This window comes from Beggiatoa leptomitoformis, assembly GCF_001305575.3.
Taxonomy (GTDB): domain Bacteria; phylum Pseudomonadota; class Gammaproteobacteria; order Beggiatoales; family Beggiatoaceae; genus Beggiatoa; species Beggiatoa leptomitoformis.
Map to the genome: position 1 here is coordinate 519,001 of NZ_CP012373.2, position 19,246 is coordinate 538,246.

Sequence of the window (19,246 nt, forward strand, 5' to 3'; positions counted from 1 at the left end):
AAAATTATATTAAATAGTAACGACATACACGTCAAAACGTGTGTTAGGACTTTCTATGGAAACGGTCGGCTGTTTATTGGCTAAAAATACTGCATGGCGTGGACGTTTAACGACAACCCGTTGCTTTGCAACCATGAGTGCCGTTTGTAATAAATCATCCGCATCATCATCGTTCCCTACTAAATGGCGGAATATCCGCATTTCTTTCTTAACTAATGCACTTTTATCTCGATGTGGATACATCGGGTCAAGATAAATAATATCAGGTTTTTCTTCTGCCCCTAAAGAAGTTAAATAAGCACAAGCTTCTTGATGAATCAAACTGATATTTTCAATAATATCAATTATTTCTGTATTCTGTCTGGCTCGTTTCAAACCATCATATAATAAAGCGGCAATAACGGGAGAACGTTCAACCATCGTTACCTGACAACCCAAACAAGCAAGAATAAACGCATCTCGTCCTAATCCTGCGGTTGCATCAACAATGCGAGGCAATATACCTTTTTTAAGTCCAACCGCACGCCCTAAGGGTTGATTTTTACCACCACCATGTTGACGACGATAACCCAACCGCCCACCCACAAAATCAACATAAACGCCTTTTTCTTTACTCGTAAAATCCCGTAATTCCAAGTAGTTTTCGGTTAAATGTAGAATAAGATTTGGATTATCAGGTAATTCATTGAGCAAGGGTAAACGAAAAACTGCCGCAAATTGGGCGGCAGTTGTTGAAAGTTCTAACTTACTAGGAAAAATAGCAATTGTCATTAATGCACAACGCGGGATTCTTCATCACCAGATACTAAGCGAACCCGCTCACCCGTTTTAAAGACTTCATCAGCCGCTTGCACAACCGCAATTGTTCTACCACTGTCTAAACGCACAGTAATTTCCAAACCGTCTTGACGGGTTACCCCTTCTTCCGCCGCAGAGCCTAAAAGCCAGCCACCAATCCCACCGACAACGGCAGCAATATCACTTCCCCGTCCGCCACCGACAGCACTGCCTGCAATTGCTCCAACCGCAGCACCACCAATTGAACCTATAGGTGTTTTTGTTCCTTCAATGAGTACAGAACGAACGGCAGCAACTGTGCCAAGTTCTACCTGTTGTACTTGGCGGGCTTGGTCACGGGTATAAACTGACCCAGAACGGCTGGTTGCACAGGCAGTCAGGGTTAAACTCAAAAACAGAAATATGAAAAAAAGTAAGATACGCATAAATCATAAGTCCTTGCTGTATAGCATTATTTACAATTTTTTTCTAAAAAAAGAAGCGATATAGCCTTATTATAAGTTTAGCAATTATTCATCTGTTTTTAATCCGATATGATCCTGATGCGTTTTTTAGAAAAAAGGTTACGTCATGAGACTGCTTATAACAGCGATTTATTGCACAACGCACACGAGAATTTATTATAGAGAGCGTCATCACATTAATATTATTTGATAAGGCAAAACAACATAACAGATGAAAAAATTCCCCGCTGTTTACGGATAAGATTAGGGAAAAGTTAAGTTTTGCCGCTATACCTTGTTCTTTCAGCACGGTTGTTAAATTTTCTGCTATCCTAGCGCACTTTTTTCTTTCCATAGAAAAATTTGCTACACTACTTATTCTCTTAGTATTTTACTCGGGTTTTAATTATGTCTTTGCCTCTCCCAACTCCCCTCACTGCTTACCGTAAATATTGGGCGCATCGTTTTGGAAAAGCACCATTTTTGCCAACGTCCCGCGCAGAAATGGAGGTGCTGGGCTGGGATGCTTGCGACATTATCATTGTGACGGGAGATGCGTATGTTGACCATCCAAGTTTTGGGATGGCTATTATTGGGCGATTGTTAGAAGACCAAGGTTTTCGTGTTGGTATTATCGCGCAACCTGATTGGCAAAGTGCGGACGCATTTAGTGTATTGGGTAAACCCAACTTATTTTTTGGCGTGACTGCGGGCAATATGGATTCAATGGTGAATCGCTACACATCTGATAAACGCATTCGTAGCGATGATGCTTATACACCCCATGGTGAAGCGGGCAAACGCCCTGACCGTGCGGTTTTAATTTATGCACAACGTTGTCGTGAAGCCTTTAAAGAAGTCCCTATCGTGTTAGGCGGGATTGAAGCCAGTTTGCGCCGTATTGCGCATTACGACTATTGGTCGGACAAGGTTCGCCGCTCAATTTTAATTGATGCTAAAGCCGATATCTTATTGTACGGCAATGCAGAAAGAGCTTTAGTTGAGCTAGCGCATCAATTGGCAGCGGGTAAAGCGATTAGCGACATCACTGATTTACGCGGTACGGTCTTTATACGCCGTGGTGTGCCTGACGGTTGGACAGTGATAGACTCCACCAGTATCGACACGCCCAGCGCGACACGGATTGAAGCCCCTATCAATCCTTATGATGAAATAACGCCAACCCCCGCAAACATTACACCAGAAAGCCAAACCAAACCACTGACTTTTCAGCCGATTTCTTCGCGTAAAACCGACCGCCAAAAAACCGCCATTCGTTTACCTTCATTTGCTAAAGTCAGCGGTGACCCTGTTTTTTATGCCCATACATCGCGTTTATTACATTTAGAATCTAATCCCAGCAATGCCCGCGTTTTAATTCAAGAACATGGCGACCGTGATATATGGGTTAATCCGCCACCTATTCCGCTCACAACAGCCGAAATGGATTATGTTTTCGAATTACCTTACGCCCGTTTACCCCATCCTAGCTATCAGGGTGCGAATATTCCTGCTTATGAAATGATACGTTTCTCTATCATTATCACACGCGGCTGTTTTGGCGGTTGTACTTTTTGTTCCATTACGGAACATGAAGGACGAATTATTCAAAATCGTTCAGAAGACTCTATTATTCAAGAAATTGAAACGATTCGAGATACGGTAACTGGTTTTACTGGGGTTATTTCTGATTTAGGCGGGCCAACGGCAAATATGTATCGGTTGCACTGCAAAAGTAAAACCATTGAATCTGCTTGTCGTCGCTTATCCTGTGTTTATCCTGAAATTTGTGCAAATTTGAACACTGACCACGCCCCCTTAATTAAACTCTATCGGCGGGCGCGGAGTTTAAAAGGGATTAAAAAAATTGTGATTTCGTCAGGGTTACGCTATGACCTAGCCGTAGAATCACCTGAATATGTTAAGGAATTAGTGACACATCACGTTGGTGGTTATCTAAAAATTGCCCCTGAACATACCGAATCAGCCCCTTTAAGCAAAATGATGAAACCGGGGATGGGAACGTATGATAAGTTTAAACGCCTCTTTGACAAATTTTCTAAAGAAGCAGGGAAAGAACAATATTTAATCCCCTATTTTATCGCTGCTCACCCGGGAACAACCGATGAAGACATGTTAAACCTTGCGCTCTGGTTAAAACGCAATGGTTTTCGTGCCGACCAAGTTCAAGCCTTTTTACCCTCACCAATGGCAATGGCAACCGCGATGTATCACACAGGCAAAAACCCATTAAAAGCCGTGCGCCGTGATAGCGAAACAGTCGCCATTCCTAAAGGCATTAAAGCGCGACGATTACATAAAGCCTTTTTACGTTATCACGACCCCAATAACTGGATATTACTTCGTGATGCCCTGCGTCGTATGGGGCGTGCAGATTTAATTGGCAACGGTAAACAACATTTAATTCCCAATTACCAGCCCGCAGGAACAGGAGAATTAAGTGAAGGCATTCGTAAACCTACAGCATTTACAACGCAACATATTCGTAATGCTCCAAATTTACCCAAGAAAACCCCGCACGCTGCACGAAGTAACCCAATAGGAAAAGGTAAACCGAAAGGACGTAAGTAATAAAGCCTGCCTGAATCAGGATTTTCAGAATTAAAAAACAAGAAAAAATTAAAGTCTTTTAATTCTGATTATTCTGATTCAAACAACGATGTTTGTTGTACTAATCTTAACTAAGCGTATCTTGTATAGCATTATCTTGATAGTTCTCTAAAAAGGGAAGTAAACGCCTCTCGCCGTGCTTCAACCCACACAACCTTGAAAAAACTATCCACACCCATAACTGATATTGTTACAATATAAGCTACATCAGACCTCATGTTTTTTAATCTCCATTATTCTTGTTTTTTAACCAGAATCTAAAGGAATCACGCGATGACAACAAAAAAATTACGTCATTGGGTAGGAATGCCTATAATGATTGGCAGTTTTATTCTCTTTGGTGGTTGCGCTTCTAAACAGCCACCCACTGAAAAAATGGCAACGACTGAAGCATTTATTCTTAACGCACAAACAAAAGATGCTCGTGATTATGTTGAACTGCGTCAAGCACAAGACAAGTTAGAGCAAGCAAAAACGGCTGTTCAACAAAAAGATTATGAATTAGCGGAACGTCTAGCAGACCAATCCCTAATGGATGCAAAATTAGCTGAAGCTAAAGCAGATGCGGCTTCCTCACGCAAAGCCGCTGTTGAAATGCAAAAAAGCATTGAAACCTTACAACGTGAAGTTGAACGTGCTACCCGCTAACTGTTTGAGCTAACTAGGAGAATTCCCATGCTGAAATGCAGTCGTTCCCCCTCTTTTGTAAAACCTTTGGTTGCTGCCACTATTCTTGCACTCAGTGGTTGCGGTGGTGTTGCAGAAAAAGACAGTATTATGGCTGATGCCCGTAATGCTTATACACAAGCTAAGTCTAATAGTGATGCAGCAAAATTAGCCCAATTAGAACTCTATGATGCTGAAAAAGCCTTGCAAAAAGCAGAAAATGCTGATAACGCATTGGATATGAAGCAATTGGCTTATTTAGCAAAGCGTCAATCAGAAATCGCATTAGCCGTTGGTGAAGCTAAACTGGCAAAGGCAGAAGTCGATAAATTATCCTCCTCAAAAAGCGATGTTGTGATTTCTTCACGCGAACGAGAAGCAGAGAAAGCCCGTTTAGACGCTGAAGCAAAAGCGAAAGAAGCCGAAGCCGCGAGAAAACGATTAGAAGCGGAGATGGAAAGAACCCGTGCGTTACAAGCGCAATTAGCTGAGTTAAAAGGCAAACAAACGGATAGAGGGTTAGTTTTAACGCTGGGTGATGTATTGTTTGAGACGAATAAAGCCGAATTAATGCCGGGTGCATTAGGCAATATTGATAAAATTGCATTATTCCTTCAGCAAAATGCGGATAGAAATATTTTAGTTGAAGGACATACCGATAGCGTTGGAAGTGACCAATATAATATGACGTTATCAGAGCGTCGTGCAGATTCTGTGCGTTTTGCCTTGATTCAACGTGGCGTTGCTTCTAACCGCATTTTAGCGCGTGGTTTTGGTAAAGCACGACCCATTGCAAGCAATGATTCTGCTGGGGGTCGTCAGCAAAATCGTCGTGTAGAAATTACCATTCTTAACGCGGGCGAAGTGTTACGCTAATCGTTTTTTATCTGTGAAATACATAAGACCTAATAAGTTTTAAACCCTATTAGGTCTTTGAAAATAGTTACAGATGCAAACGATTGAAAAAGAAAAGGGAATTAGGCTCTAACTAGAACCTAATTCCCTTCATTGTTTAGCACACTAAAAACAGCTAATACCAATATAAAGCCGTGTTAACGGTGCTATATCATCCTACTTAACTATCCATTCCTATTCTTAACTCCCGCAAAAATGCAGGTAATACCGTTAATAATTGCTCTGGTGCAGTCGTTTCAATGCGTTGTACTAAAGCACTGCCAACAATTACCGCCTCGCTGATTTTTGCAATTTTCCCTGCCGTTTCTGCATCACGAATACCAAAACCAACGCCAATAGGTAATTGTGTATATTTGCGTATATTAGTAATTTTCGCTTGTACTGCGTCAGTATCCAAATTCGCGCTACCCGTTACCCCTTTCAGCGACACGTAATACAAATAGCCACTTGCTTGGGTACAAATGCGTTTTACCCGCTCTTCTGTACTCGTGGGTGAAAGCAAAAAAATAGGTGCAAGATGGTGATTACGCAATGCTTGCCCTAAGTCTGTTGATTCTTCGGGCGGTAAATCAACCGTTAAGACACCATCCACGCCAGCTTGTTCTGCACGCTGGGCGAATTTTTCATACCCCATAATTTCAATTGGATTTAAATATCCCATTAATACAACAGGTGTTTTTTTATCCTGCTGACGAAAAGTTTCGACCATCGTCAACACATCACATAAATGTGTGCCTGCAAGAATTGCCCGCTCACTTGCCCGTTGAATCACAGGACCATCCGCCATAGGGTCAGAAAAAGGAATCCCTAATTCAATCACATCCGCGCCTGCCTCAACCAATTTGTGCATGAGAGGCACTGTTATACTGGGTTGTGGGTCACCTGCGGTAATAAACGGAATGAGTGCAGCACGGTGTTGTGTTTTTAACGTTGCAAAACAAGTTTGTAAACGATTCATAACTAGATTTTAATCCCTTCCAACGTGGCGATGGTGTTAATGTCTTTGTCACCACGTCCTGAAAGATTGACCACAATAATCTGGTCTTTATTCAAGGTGGGCGCGAGTTTGTTACAAAATGCCAAAGCATGACTGGATTCTAAAGCGGGAATAATCCCCTCAGTACGGGTTAAATCGTGAAAAGCGGCAATCGCTTCGCTGTCGGTAATCGTGACATATTGCGCACGCCCTGTGTCTTTTAGCCACGCGTGTTCAGGTCCTACACCGGGATAATCTAAACCCGCAGAAACTGAATGCGTTTCTATGACTAAGCCGTTTTCATCACTCATTAAGTAAGTGCGATTACCGTGTAAAACGCCCGGTTTACCCGCTGTTAAAGAAGCTGAATGCCGTCCTGTTTCGATACCATCACCCCCCGCTTCTACACCATAAATTTTCACGTTTTTATCGTGAATAAAGGGGTAAAACAAACCCATCGCATTTGAACCACCACCAACACACGCACAAATTGCATCAGGTAGCCGTCCTGCTTGAATTTTAATCTGTTGGCGGGCTTCACGTCCGATAATCGTTTGAAAATCGCGCACCATCATTGGGTAAGGATGTGGCCCTGCAACTGTACCAATAATGTAGAAAGTATTATCTACATTAGTCACCCAGTCGCGCATGGCTTCATTTAATGCATCTTTTAGGGTTTTTGAGCCTGAAGAAACGGCACGCACTTCTGCACCGAGTAAACGCATCCGATACACATTTACCGTTTGACGTTTAATATCTTCCTCGCCCATATAAACCACGCATTCCATTCCAAAACGGGCGGCAACTGTGGCAGTAGCAACACCGTGTTGTCCTGCGCCTGTTTCAGCGATAATGCGGGTTTTACCCATGCGTTTGGCAAGAATGGCTTGTCCTAACGCACTGTTAATTTTGTGCGCGCCTGTGTGGTTTAAGTCCTCGCGTTTTAAATAAATCTGCGCGCCGCCTAAACGTTCTGACCAGCGTTTGGCGTGGTATAACGGCGAGGGTCTGCCCACATAATGTTGTAAATCACTATTTAATTCAGCTAGAAATTCAGGGTCTTGCATATATTTTTCGTATGCAATCCGTAATTCTTCTAAGGGTTGCATGAGTGTTTCTGCAACAAATCGTCCACCATATTTTCCAAAATGTCCTTGTGCATCAGGTAATAAGGTTGATTCTAAATTTTCTAACGCGCTAACGGTAGCCGCTGACATGGATACACCTCGAATAAATGCGGCGATTTTTTCTGCCGACTTAATACCTTTGGAAGATTCTACCCCACCACTGACATCAACCGCATAGGGATGAGAAACGGTAAGAGCTTGATGAATATTATTAATCGTTAATCCCCCTGCCAATATCACAGGTTTGGATAAGTTACGTGGAATCCGTCGCCAATCAAACGCAATGCCTGTTCCGCCTTGTACACCTTCTACATAGCTATCAACCAGTAACGCTTGCGCACTCGCGTAGCGTGTCGCGATAGTGTGTAGGTCGGTATCTGCTTGCATACGTATCGCTTTGATATAGGGCTTGTTGTAGGATTCACATTCGCTGGGCGATTCTTCACCGTGAAATTGCAACACGTCTATATGAACGTTGTGTATAACTTCCTGTACCCATTTAGCGTCTGCGTTGACAAATAGGCCAACAACGGTAACAAAAGAAGGGAGTGTTTGCAGAATACGTTGGGCTTGTTGAATAGAGACGTTGCGCGGACTTTTGGGATAAAACACTAGACCAATCGCGTCCGCACCAAGCAGTGCCGCACTAATAGCATCTTGTGGGCGCGTAATCCCACAAATTTTTACCCGCACACGGGCAGAACAGGGCGTAGCAGTTGTCATGGGAAAAAGTCGATATTGATATTAAGGGCAACGAGAATAACTTATGGCGTTTAATAACTTTAATATTCGTTTATAGTGTTATCAAACGGGTATCGCGTAATTATATCACCATTTTGTGAAGACAAATTCATTCAGATATTATTGAACATAGCCTATATGGGTTAATGCGTTGAAAGATAGCACGGATACCATCGTTTCGAGTGATGTTGTCCATTTTTTCTTTTTAACGTTTATCTTAATCAGAATTTACAGGATTAACAAAATGTTCCGTATTAAGAGATAAAAAACTATTCGACGTATTTGACGATATAACGCTCTTAATTTTAAAACAACAGTAGTAAAATCGGTGTGGGTAATCATTATAAACGACAATTTTTGGCGTTGTAGCATTCCCTTTCCGTAAACGGAAAGCGTTAGGGAGTGCTAAACAAAAAAGGATAAATATAATAGTTATCTAAATTAGGGTTTTCAGTGTTAATAGGCGTAAGCGCGATAGCATTTAGAATGCGGTAAATTCCATTAGTCCTGAAAATCCTGATTCAGACAATCTCTCATTAGGAAAATGACTTATCCTTATTTAGCACCACCAACAATAGACCACTCGCAAGTCAGTGCGAATTTATTCGCATTTACAAATAACAACCAATAATGCAATAAAGGATTTATTATGACCTATATCGCCCCTATTCGTGATATGCAATTTGTTATCAATGAATTAGCTGATTTATCAACGATTAATACCTATCCCATTTATGAAGATGCGACGGCTGAATTAGTCACCTCTATTCTTGACGAAGCCAATAAACTTGCCTCTGAAGTGCTTGCCCCTTTAAATTATAGTGGTGATATTCAAGGTAACACTTTAAAAGCTGGGGTTATCACGACGGCAACGGGCTTTAAAGAAGCCTATACGCAATTTGTGGAAAGCGGTTGGAATGGTTTACACAGTAATCCCGATTTTGGCGGGCAAGGTTTACCCGCTTTAGTCAGTACCGCCGTTAGCGAAATGTGGCATGCCGCTAATATGTCCTTCGGTTTATGCCCAATGTTGACTCAAGGCGCGATTGAAGCCATTGCGCATCATGGTAGTGACGCATTAAAAGCGGTTTATTTAGCCAAATTAATTGAAGGCACATGGACAGGCACAATGAATTTAACAGAACCACAAGCGGGGTCTGATTTAAGTGCTGTGCGAGCGAAAGCCGTGCCTAATGGCGACCATTATCTCATCAGTGGGCAAAAAATCTTTATTACTTGGGGTGAGCATGATATGGCAGACAATATCATTCACTTAACCCTTGCACGTACCCCTGATGCACCTGAAGGCGTAAAAGGTATCTCTTTATTTGTTGTGCCAAAATTCTTGGTGAAAGCAGATGGCAGTTTAGGCGAGCGCAATGATGTCTATTGCACCTCGATTGAACACAAACTTGGTATTCACGCAAGCCCTACTGCCGTTATGGTTTTTGGCGACAAAGCGGGAGCAGTCGGCTATTTAGTTGGTGAAGAAAATCGTGGTTTAGAATATATGTTTACCATGATGAACCATGCGCGTTTATCCGTTGGATTAGAAGGGGTTGCGATTGCAGAGCGCGCTTATCAACAAGCCCTACGTTATGCTAAAGAACGTACTCAAGGGCGTGAAATGGGCGTAAAAGGCGGGGAACGGGTAGCGATTATCAAACATCCTGATGTGCGCCGTATGTTGATGTCGATGAAATCGCAAATTGAAGCCATGCGTGCTGTCGCTTATGTAACCGCCGCATATATGGATAAAGCCCTTGCTGAATCAGACACGACCAAACAGCAGGCCGCAATGGCACTGGTTGATTTATTAACCCCAATCGTTAAAGGCTGGTGTACAGAAGCCTCCATTGAAATTACTTCTACAGGAGTGCAAGTTCATGGTGGAATGGGTTTTATTGAAGAAACAGGTGCGGCGCAACATTTCCGTGATGCACGGATTACCACCATTTATGAAGGGACAACAGGCATCCAAGCCAGCGATTTAGTTGGACGAAAAATTGCCCGTGAAAATGGTGCGACCGCAAAAGTATTGCTTGCTGAAATGAGCGGTGTTGCAACAGAACTCGCTAACGCCGTAGGCGATGATTGTGCTGCCATTCATCGTGCATTTACCGATAGTATTCATGCTTTAACCGAAGCAACCGAATGGATATTAGCCAATTACGCGCAAAATCCTAAACAACCTTCAGCCGTTGCTGTTCCTTATCTACGTTTATTTGGAATTGTTACAGGGGGTTGGCAGATGGCAAAAGCCGCATTAATCGCGCAAGCCCAATTACAAAAAGGACAAGACCCCCATTTTTATGAAGCTAAATTAATCACGGCTCGGTTTTATGCAGAACATGTGTTAATGCAAGCCAGTGGATTGGCTTATAGTGTAATGAATGGCGCGGTAAGTACCTTAGCCTTACAAGAAGAACAGTTTTAATATCCATATTTAAACGCTAATTAAATAAACGGATAACACCGCTTAATGTGGTGATATCCGTTCTAAAAAATTTAATTCAGACACACGCAAAACAATAATAAACTGCTTGCAAAATAGTAATAATATCAATTTTTTATATAAATTTTGTAAGTATCTGCGTAATTTTTCACCAAAGGAAACCCACATGCAATTAACACAAGAACAACGCATGATTCGCGAAATGGCACGGGAATTTGCACAAGAACAACTCGCCCCGTATGCGGCACAATGGGATAAAGAACATCACTTTCCTAAACAAGCTATTAATGAAATGGGAAAATTGGGGTTTTTTGGCATTATTATCCCTGAAGAATGGGGTGGTGTGGGAGCGGATTATGTCTCTTTTGCACTCGCGATTGAAGAAATTGCTGCGGGTGATGGTGCATGTTCAACCATTATTAGCGTGGTTAATTCGCTCGCGTGTATGCCACTGTTAAAGTATGGAACTGATGCACAAAAAAATCGTTTTTTAAAACCGATGGCACGTGGAGAATTATTAGGTGCGTTTTGCCTAACAGAACCACAAGCAGGGTCGGACGCGGCGGATTTACGAACACGCGCTGTGCGTGAGGGGGATGAATATGTATTAAATGGGGTAAAGCAATTTATAACCTCTGGAAAACAAGCCGATTTAGCCATTGTATTTGCAGTGACTGACCCAAGTGCGGGAAAAAAAGGAATTAGCGCGTTTATTGTACCAACTGATACACAAGGCTATATCGTCGCCCGTTTGGAAGAAAAATTAGGTCAACATGCGTCGGATACCGCACAGATTATTTTGGATAATGTGCGCTTATCAACCGAGTATTTATTAGGTAAAGAGGGTGAAGGTTATAAAATTGCATTGGGAAATTTAGAAGGCGGACGTATCGGTATTGCATCGCAATCGGTTGGGATGGCACGGGCAGCGTATCAAGCTGCTTTACAATATGCAAAAGACCGACAAACTTTTGGTAAGGCAATTATCCAACATCAAGCAGTTGCCTTTCGTCTAGCCGATATGGCAACCCAAATTGAGGCGGCACGATTGTTAATTTGGCAAGCGGCCAGTTTACGTGACCAAAATTTACCCTGTTTAAAAGAAGCCTGTATGGCAAAATTATTCGCATCGGAAATGGCGGAAAAAGTATGTTCACAAGCCATTCAAATTCATGGCGGTTATGGATATTTAAGTGATTTTCCTGTGGAACGCATTTATCGAGATGTGCGTGTTGCTCAAATTTATGAAGGAACAAGTGATATTCAGCGAATGGTCATCAGCCGCTTATTAGCAGATGAATAGCGGGTTACTAACCATAAGCAACTTCCCCAATAGCTCTCTTTTTTTGCACTGCCTATAATAAACGCAAGCCTTGATAGGGGATAAATATTAAAGTAAATGCCTGCGAGAAAAGCCGATTAATAATAATTGGTTATGTAAAAAGAATTAACCACCTACTCGACTACAGGTTTGTATTTGTCAATCAATTGTTTTTATTTATAAAAAAGCAAGAAAAGGCGTTTAGTGGTTGTAAAGTTATCCTATTATAGTGGACAATGCTTGTCATGATTGTTCAACAGGCGGGTGGTGTAAATATTGCTCGTTAAGTGGACACATAGAATGACGGTTAATGATGACTTAAACCATCTTAAGATGTTGTTCTTACATTTGTTCGTATTACAGTTGTCAAATGTGATTTATTCAACGAATTGTCGTGTAAATCCTTCCATCGAATCATAATCATATTATAAAGGATGTTGACATGAAGAAATTACTTCACCTCAGTATAATTACTGTTTTAGCGGGTTCTGTAACACTTTCCCTCCCCGTCTATGCAGACAAGAAAAAAACTGAAGAACCTGCAAAAGAAGTTGCAAAAGAAACGAAGTCTGAATCTGATTTACAAGGATTTTCTGTTACACATACTGTTGGTGGTAAAGCACAACCGACTGCTAAAGTAGATTCTGACCCATTGGCACTTTTGGGGGCATTAAAGCAGGATTTAATTGCCCAATTAGCCAAGGGCAAACCGCTGGAAATGACAACGGAAATTAAACCTATTTTCAGTAGCGAATTGGCGAAAACGTTAAAGGGTTTACCTCCTATTACCGTTAAAACCAATGTTGGTGCAGATGGTCAAGGTGTCAGCGATGTTTCCGTGCCTGCTTATAAGTATGAAGGCACTAAAAAAGGCGAGAAAGGCGTTATTGATTGGCAAGGTTTAACAGGACAAGTAAAATTCCCTGAAGACTTTAGCACCATGTCACAAGCGTTTGAACTTGCTGGCGCAACCATCGATATCGAAGATACGTTTAAAGCCACCCTTGCAAAAACTACATTTTCGGCTGATTTAGATGCGGATTTATATCCCACTAAGTTAAACTTCAATCTTCCTTCGTTGGAAGGTGGCGATAAAGATGTGCAGTTCGTCTTTAATAAAATTCTGGTTGATTTTACAGGCGGAAAAGGCACAAGTGGTTTAGAACTGGGTAAAGGCAGTTTTAGCATTGCCGATGTGAATGTTGATAATAAGGCTGAAGAATCCCAGTTTAAGCTCAACAACCTATCCGTCAAATTTGACACCCAAGAAGAAAAAGAAGTTGCTAATTACACGCTGAATTTCTCCTTAGACAAATTCTTTGCCAGCCAAGAAGAAATAGACCTGAGCTTTCTATCTAATATCGAACTTCGTAAGTTAGATATCGCTGCATTGCTAGAAATCCAAAAAACCGCCTCCGAGATGCGCAAGCAACAAATGGCAGGCAAAATGGATGAATCCATGATGGGCATGGCAATGATGGGTTCATTGATGCAAGCCTTACCCAAGTTAATGGCGAAATCTCCTGAAATTGCCATGACTAAGCTAAACCTAAAAACTGAAGAAGGTCAATTAGATGGTGGTTTCTCCATCAGTTTAGACGGTAGCAAACCCCTGAAGATGGATGACAGTGCCGCTATGTTAAACGCGCTGTCTGGTCAAGCTGATTTTGTGATTGATAAAGGTCTCATCGAACAACTCATGTGGATGCAAATGGGCTCGGGCGAAGAAATGACCGAAGAGCAAGAAAAACAAATGCAAACCATGATTGACCAACAAATTGAAGATGTTGTGAAACAAGGTTTATTAGTCCCTACGGGTGAACAGTTTAAACTGAATGCAACCTTAAAAGCAGGCAAGTTAATGGTCAACGGTAAAGAAATGCCTTTACCCATGTAATGTTGAATAGTAAGCCGTTACACTGCTCTCAGACAGAGAGCAGTCAAGGGGAAGCGTTTTCTTCCCCTTTGTTTCCCGTCACAATTCTTGCCAATACGCCACAGGCGAATGGTTACGTGCTGTTATGCTTGGCGATTCCGCCAGAAATTCCGCTCTTAGAAAATAATTACTTACTATTCATAAAGCTGGATAATATATTGCCTGTGATGCGTGTTAATCCTGCTCAACAGACGTTAGATGTTTTATGTTCTGCAAATGCCGCCTTATATCAAATAGGAACGCAATATGTAGCAACCCTGTTACACAAGCCATTTATTGTTTTTCAATCACCTATCACTTTATTAATCGCAGAAAATAACTATATTGCATCGCTGGTTTTTCTCGTTAATCGCTTACGTGTGCAACAACAAGCACAAACTATGGTTTGTTTTTTAACGGCAGAAGCTGCGTTTCCCTTCAAACCGCGTCCCTCACAAATTTTCCTGCCCGCTATGCCTGATGGTGTTATTGCCGCAATGCCTTTATTAGATGATTGGGGTGTTGTGAGTCGTTTAGCCCATGAAGATGATTTAGTGGGGTGTTATGCAGGACATATTGTCGCGTTAATTCGTCATTATCTGACCACACAAGCACCAGAAAATATTAGCATACAAGCGATTGTTTCACCCACACGCGCACGCGCAATACACGCATTAATTGATGAATATCCCATTCAAGCAATTCATACGACTGTGATAGACTCAGTATAAACGCTTTACAAACGCCTTGAAAAATTGTCTTAACAGATAACATCATTTCAAGCAAAATCTACTATAACGCCCACTTTATTCATCATGCGAGCAGTGTATGAATCTGTATTTTCGCCTTTTGCTGGTTTTATTAAAGACTTGGCGGGGAGAATCACTTACCCCGTTAGATGAGTCTATCCTACACCTGCGTGTGTTACCGACAGATATAGACCTACACGGTAATCTGCAAACTAATCGCTATTTAAGCATGATGGAATTGGGTTATACCGACTTAATTACTCGCATGGGCTTACGGGTTTTGACACGTCGTCAACGATGGCTTTTTAACATAGTAGCAATTAATTTACATTATTTTTACCCCCTCAAAGTGCTACAAAAATACGAACTATCCACCCGTTTATTGTGCTGGGACAATCAATGTCTTTACTTAGAACACCGTTTTCAACAAGATAAAAAAATCGTTGCAATTGGACAAGTTAAAGCCATTGTACGCGGTCGCAGCGGCAGTATTGCACCGGGTTATCTTTTAGAATTACTAGGCTATGACCCAACCAGTCCCAATTTTCCAACGGCGATACAACAATGGTTTAAAACAATATAAACCGTTATTAATTATAATAAAATCAATAAAAACGCGATACTAAAATAAGATAAAACAATCATCCCCTCTTTACAATGCTAATGAGAATCATTATCATTTAAAAACATAACAATTTACTGGGGTGAAATTAATGGTTATTTTAGTCGGCGCAGACCGCTTAGGAAATATTGAAAATGTCTTAAAAGAAAGAGGCTTATCAGAATATCGCCACATTACAGGACGATGTCCTAAAGCACAAAAATGCTCCAATACTTATTGGACAAAGGCGGATTTGATGATTCTTTTCACTGACTTTGTAGGACACAATGTCATGCGTAATTTTCGTCAACAAGCAAAAGACCAACAAATTCCTTTTATTGCCTGCAAACGTAGCGTTTGCGATTTAGCCCGCTGCTTAGATAAATGTGGTTATATTCCACAACATGGATGTAGTGCTACACACTGTCCTTGTACAAAACAATGATTGTCTTTTTTTTGAGTTTGAATGATAATAATTTTCATTTAGCTTAAAAAACGACAGCGTACATAATGGTGGTGTGGTAATGATGAACCTAGAGAAAACTGATTTTTCAAAAACTTATTGGCAAGCTGAACAAGGAAATGCAGAAGCACAATACCAATTAGGGCTAATGTATTCAGAAGGGGAAGCAACCCAACAAAACTTTGATAGGGCATTATTCTGGTTAAGTAAAGCAGCCCGTCAAGGACACCCTAAAGCCCATTATAGCTTAGTATTACTCCGCCAAATTCAGCGCACACAAAAACGTGCATTACAATGACGAATTATAAAAATTGAGATGAGTGTTGTCGCAAACATACCAAAACCAACGACTAATTTAACAAGACTTTTCTAGCCATTCACACTTTAGTTTTAGTGAATGGCTTTTTTATAGCTATGCACTAGGGGTCGTTTTTCCCATGCGTTGCATTTTGCTATACAACGTCGTGCGATTAATCCCCAACACTCGCGCAGCTTTGCTTAAATTACCCTGACTAGTTGTCAATGCCGCATTAATATATCGCCGTTCCCAATCTAACAACACATCATCCAGTGAAAAATTTCCCTGATTAATTTGGCGTAAAATCGCCTCTTCAGAATCAATATCCGCCAATTCTTGACGATTAATATCCGTTTCCAACTCCATCTCTAACAAAGAACGACTAATCGCTTGATTAGGATATTTTGCCCCAATCCGTATCACAATATTGCGTAACTCACGAATATTACCGGGAAAACTATACGCCATCCATGCCTGTTTCGCGTTATTGTCCAACTGGAAAAGTGTTCCCATTTCCTTATAAAACTGCTGAAAATGCTCTAATAATGTTAAACGGTCATCGCCACGCTCACGCAAAGGCGGAACGCGAATGGTTAAGACACTTAAACGATGATACAAGTCGGCGCGAAAATGTCCTGCTTGCACTTCCTCGCGTAAGTCCCGATTACTCGCAGCAATAATGCGAGCGTTAGACTGACGGACTTTAGTTTCACCAATACGATAATACTCACCATTCTCTAAAACACGTAACAACTTAGACTGTAACGATAAAGGCATTTCACCAATTTCATCTAAAATCAAACTACCATCGCCAGCCTCTTCAAAAAATCCCGCCCGAGCAGTGCCTGCACCCGTAAATGCACCTTTAGCATGTCCAAACAATTGAGCTTCTAAAAGTTCCGAGGTAAACGCTGCACAATTGAGCGTAAGACAAGGCAAAACCGCCCGACAACTTTGTGTGTGCAAACATTGGGCAACCAACTCCTTACCAGAACCTGATTCCCCTTGAATTAAAACAGAAAAAGGCGAATTAGCAAATTGCTGAATTTGTGAACGAAGCATATTCATTGCACTGCTTTGTCCAATCAAATGACATTCACGCTTTTCCACGGGCGTTGCAACATATTGCTCTGCATCAAAAATCATCACTTGATGCTTTAAACGGGTTTTCAACAACTCAATGTCACAAGGTTTAGGAATAAAATCCACCGCACCCAACGTTAAAGCATGACGGACATTATCCTGCGTATCCTGACCTGATAAAATAAGAATTTTCATACTAGGATTAAACGCCAACAAATCCGAAACCAACGAAAACCCCTCTTCTGGTCCATGCGGTGTTGGCGGTAAGCCTAAATCTATCAACGCAAGATTGGGTAAAACAGGCGCAGTATAAAGAAAGCGTTTTGCTTCCTCACGCGTAGAAACAGCACTTACCATAAAACTATCACGTAATACAAACGCAAAAGACTCAGTAATTGCTTGATCATCATCTACTAATAACAAGCTGGGTAAATCAGCCATAATCCAAAATCCTTTAGTTATTTTTCGGCTCAAGGTGCAAAGCTCTGTGTGTTATTCTGACACATGTCATAAATATGACACAAGCCCTATTCACTTGATTTACCCACAAGAAAACAACCTGCTTTATGCCTTAATTCCCGCCCACAAAAGCAATAACCAACCCACTAAAAATGCACTCCCCCCAATTGGAGTCACAACGCCAAAATAATGCACACCTGTTAGACTGAGTACATACAAACTACCTGAAAACAGTATAATACCCGCCAACAAAAACCAACCTGCCATGACAACCCAACGAGATGAAGTCCATAACTGCACTAATACACTAATAATTAACAACCCCAGTGCATGAAATAGATGATAATTAACACCCGTTTGATACACCGCAAACATCTCCGCACTCATCACAGGCTTTAAACCATGTGCGCCAAATGCGCCCAAACTAACCGCCAAAAAAGCGTTTAAACTGCCCAGAATAACAAAAGATTTACCCATAAACTTACACACCTGTGTTTCACTAACTCAATAAAAAAATTTAATTATGATGGATATTACTGCTATCCAAACGCTTATCAAAAACGACATGCAAGCTGTCAACACCCTGATTCAAAAACGACTTAGTTCAGAGGTTATACTCATCAACCAATTAGGCAACTACATCATCAATAGTGGTGGAAAACGCCTACGCCCCGTTCTTCTCATTCTCAGTGCAAATGCGTTTGGTTACCAAGGTACAGACCATATCAAACTCGCTGCAGTTATAGAATTCATTCACACCGCAACGTTATTACACGACGATGTAGTCGATGCCTCAGAACTCCGACGTGGCAAACAAACAGCAAATGCCGTCTGGGGTAACGAAGCCAGTGTTTTAGTTGGCGATTTTCTCTACACTCGCGCCTTTCAAATGATGGTAGAAGTCAAAAACATGCGCATCATGGAAATTCTCTCTAATGCGACAAATATCATTGCCGAAGGCGAAGTGATGCAACTCCTCAACTGTCACGAACCCGATGTAACAGAAACCGATTACCTAACCGTCATCCGCTCTAAAACCGCAAAACTCTTTGAAGCTGCTGTACAACTAGGCGCAATAATCAGCCAACAACCGCCAACAAACGAAGACGCAATAGCACGCTATGGAATGCACTTAGGAACAGCCTTTCAAATCATCGATGACGTACTCGACTACAGCTCAACCGCTGAAGAAATGGGCAAAAACGTTGGCGACGACCTCGCCGAAGGCAAACCCACCCTACCACTCATTTATGCAATGAAACATGGTACTCCCGAAGAAAAAGCCATGCTCCAAGAAACCATCCGCCACGGCGGACGCGACAACATCAAACAAGTCCTAACAGCTATTGAATCAACAAACGCGATAGAATATACTAAACAGTCTGCAATACAAGAAATGCAAAAAGCCCTAGAAGCCTTAAATGGTTTGCCGTCAACCCCCTACCTAGACGCGCTTCATTCTCTCGCACATTTCTCAGTCAATCGCAGTTACTAAAAAACTGCAAACAATACAACAAAGTCGGAGTGTAGCTCAGCCTGGTAGAGCATTACTTTCGGGAAGTAAGGGTCGAAGGTTCGAATCCTTTCACTCCGACCATATTAAAA

The 19,246-nt window shown here is 41.6% G+C and carries 17 protein-coding genes, 1 tRNA gene and 1 pseudogene; 12 read left to right on the forward strand and 7 right to left on the reverse strand.

The genetic code is table 11. The annotated features are described in order from the left end of the window. Positions 1–9: 9 nt before the first annotated feature. On the reverse strand, positions 10–771 hold the full coding sequence (locus AL038_RS02235) for a class I SAM-dependent methyltransferase (protein WP_062148381.1): 762 nt from the start codon (positions 769–771) through the stop codon (positions 10–12). Then, entirely contained in the window at positions 771–1,223 is a 453-nt protein-coding gene (locus AL038_RS02240) for an outer membrane lipoprotein (protein ID WP_062148384.1), read from the reverse strand. Before AL038_RS02240 ends, AL038_RS02235 begins: the two co-directional genes overlap by 1 nt. A gap of 426 nt (positions 1,224–1,649) precedes the next feature. On the opposite strand from AL038_RS02240, the gene AL038_RS02245 reads away from it, so the two are divergent. The 3 genes from AL038_RS02245 (at position 1,650) to AL038_RS02255 (ending at position 5,414) form a co-directional block, all read left to right on the forward strand. Then, positions 1,650–3,833, forward strand: a complete 2,184-nt coding sequence (locus AL038_RS02245; protein ID WP_062148387.1) for a YgiQ family radical SAM protein — start codon at positions 1,650–1,652, stop codon at positions 3,831–3,833. 312 nt (positions 3,834–4,145) lie between these two features. Continuing rightward, positions 4,146–4,520 carry a DUF4398 domain-containing protein gene (locus AL038_RS02250; RefSeq protein ID WP_062148390.1) on the forward strand — a complete coding sequence of 125 codons (375 nt, stop codon included), beginning with the start codon at positions 4,146–4,148 and terminating at the stop codon, positions 4,518–4,520. A gap of 27 nt (positions 4,521–4,547) precedes the next feature. Further along, positions 4,548–5,414, forward strand: coding sequence for an OmpA family protein (locus AL038_RS02255; protein ID WP_062148393.1), 867 nt, complete (start codon positions 4,548–4,550; stop codon positions 5,412–5,414). A gap of 199 nt (positions 5,415–5,613) precedes the next feature. On the opposite strand, the gene trpA is transcribed toward AL038_RS02255, so the two are convergent. The 3 genes and pseudogenes from trpA to AL038_RS18400 all read right to left on the reverse strand — a co-directional run. Next, entirely contained in the window at positions 5,614–6,411 is a 798-nt protein-coding gene (gene trpA / locus AL038_RS02260) for a tryptophan synthase subunit alpha (RefSeq protein ID WP_062148396.1), read from the reverse strand. 2 nt (positions 6,412–6,413) lie between these two features. Then, positions 6,414–7,646: a tryptophan synthase subunit beta gene (gene trpB / locus AL038_RS02265; RefSeq protein ID WP_062155306.1), complete on the reverse strand. Its 1,233-nt coding sequence runs from the start codon at positions 7,644–7,646 to the stop codon at positions 6,414–6,416. A gap of 3 nt (positions 7,647–7,649) precedes the next feature. Beyond that, positions 7,650–8,279 (reverse strand): annotated as a pseudogene (locus AL038_RS18400) (phosphoribosylanthranilate isomerase); the annotation flags it as partial. 667 nt (positions 8,280–8,946) lie between these two features. On the opposite strand from AL038_RS18400, the gene AL038_RS02270 reads away from it, so the two are divergent. From AL038_RS02270 to AL038_RS02300, 7 genes are all read left to right on the forward strand, one after another. Beyond that, positions 8,947–10,734, forward strand: coding sequence for an acyl-CoA dehydrogenase (locus AL038_RS02270; protein ID WP_062148399.1), 1,788 nt, complete (start codon positions 8,947–8,949; stop codon positions 10,732–10,734). A gap of 184 nt (positions 10,735–10,918) precedes the next feature. Continuing rightward, complete coding sequence (locus tag AL038_RS02275; RefSeq protein ID WP_062148402.1) at positions 10,919–12,055, forward strand: acyl-CoA dehydrogenase family protein; 1,137 nt, start codon at positions 10,919–10,921, stop codon at positions 12,053–12,055. A 460-nt stretch (positions 12,056–12,515) separates the two neighbouring features. Continuing rightward, positions 12,516–13,970: a DUF945 family protein gene (locus AL038_RS02280; protein WP_062148405.1), complete on the forward strand. Its 1,455-nt coding sequence runs from the start codon at positions 12,516–12,518 to the stop codon at positions 13,968–13,970. Beyond that, positions 13,970–14,719 carry a hypothetical protein gene (locus AL038_RS02285; protein WP_062148408.1) on the forward strand — a complete coding sequence of 250 codons (750 nt, stop codon included), beginning with the start codon at positions 13,970–13,972 and terminating at the stop codon, positions 14,717–14,719. The genes AL038_RS02280 and AL038_RS02285 overlap by 1 nt, the downstream gene beginning before the upstream one ends. Before the next feature lie 97 nt (positions 14,720–14,816). Further along, entirely contained in the window at positions 14,817–15,320 is a 504-nt protein-coding gene (locus AL038_RS02290) for a thioesterase family protein (RefSeq protein WP_062148411.1), read from the forward strand. Between the two features lie 130 nt (positions 15,321–15,450). Further along, the gene (locus AL038_RS02295; RefSeq protein WP_062148414.1) at positions 15,451–15,783 is read left to right on the forward strand and encodes a DUF2325 domain-containing protein; all 333 of its coding nucleotides are present in this window, start codon (positions 15,451–15,453) and stop codon (positions 15,781–15,783) included. Positions 15,784–15,862: 79 nt separating this feature from the next. Beyond that, the gene (locus AL038_RS02300) at positions 15,863–16,099 is read left to right on the forward strand and encodes a tetratricopeptide repeat protein (RefSeq protein ID WP_083991397.1); all 237 of its coding nucleotides are present in this window, start codon (positions 15,863–15,865) and stop codon (positions 16,097–16,099) included. A gap of 114 nt (positions 16,100–16,213) precedes the next feature. Here the strand turns inward: AL038_RS02300 and AL038_RS02305 are convergent, their stop codons facing one another. Both AL038_RS02305 and AL038_RS02310 read right to left on the reverse strand, forming a co-directional pair. After that, positions 16,214–17,623 carry a sigma-54-dependent transcriptional regulator gene (locus tag AL038_RS02305; protein WP_062148420.1) on the reverse strand — a complete coding sequence of 470 codons (1,410 nt, stop codon included), beginning with the start codon at positions 17,621–17,623 and terminating at the stop codon, positions 16,214–16,216. A 123-nt stretch (positions 17,624–17,746) separates the two neighbouring features. After that, the gene (locus AL038_RS02310; protein WP_062148423.1) at positions 17,747–18,118 is read right to left on the reverse strand and encodes a DUF423 domain-containing protein; all 372 of its coding nucleotides are present in this window, start codon (positions 18,116–18,118) and stop codon (positions 17,747–17,749) included. 49 nt (positions 18,119–18,167) lie between these two features. Between AL038_RS02310 and ispB the strand changes: the two genes are divergently transcribed. Together ispB and AL038_RS02320 are read left to right on the forward strand one after the other, a co-directional pair. Next, positions 18,168–19,136, forward strand: a complete 969-nt coding sequence (gene ispB, locus AL038_RS02315) for an octaprenyl diphosphate synthase (protein WP_062148426.1) — start codon at positions 18,168–18,170, stop codon at positions 19,134–19,136. A gap of 25 nt (positions 19,137–19,161) precedes the next feature. Beyond that, positions 19,162–19,238, forward strand: a tRNA-Pro gene (locus tag AL038_RS02320). Positions 19,239–19,246 lie beyond the last annotated feature (8 nt).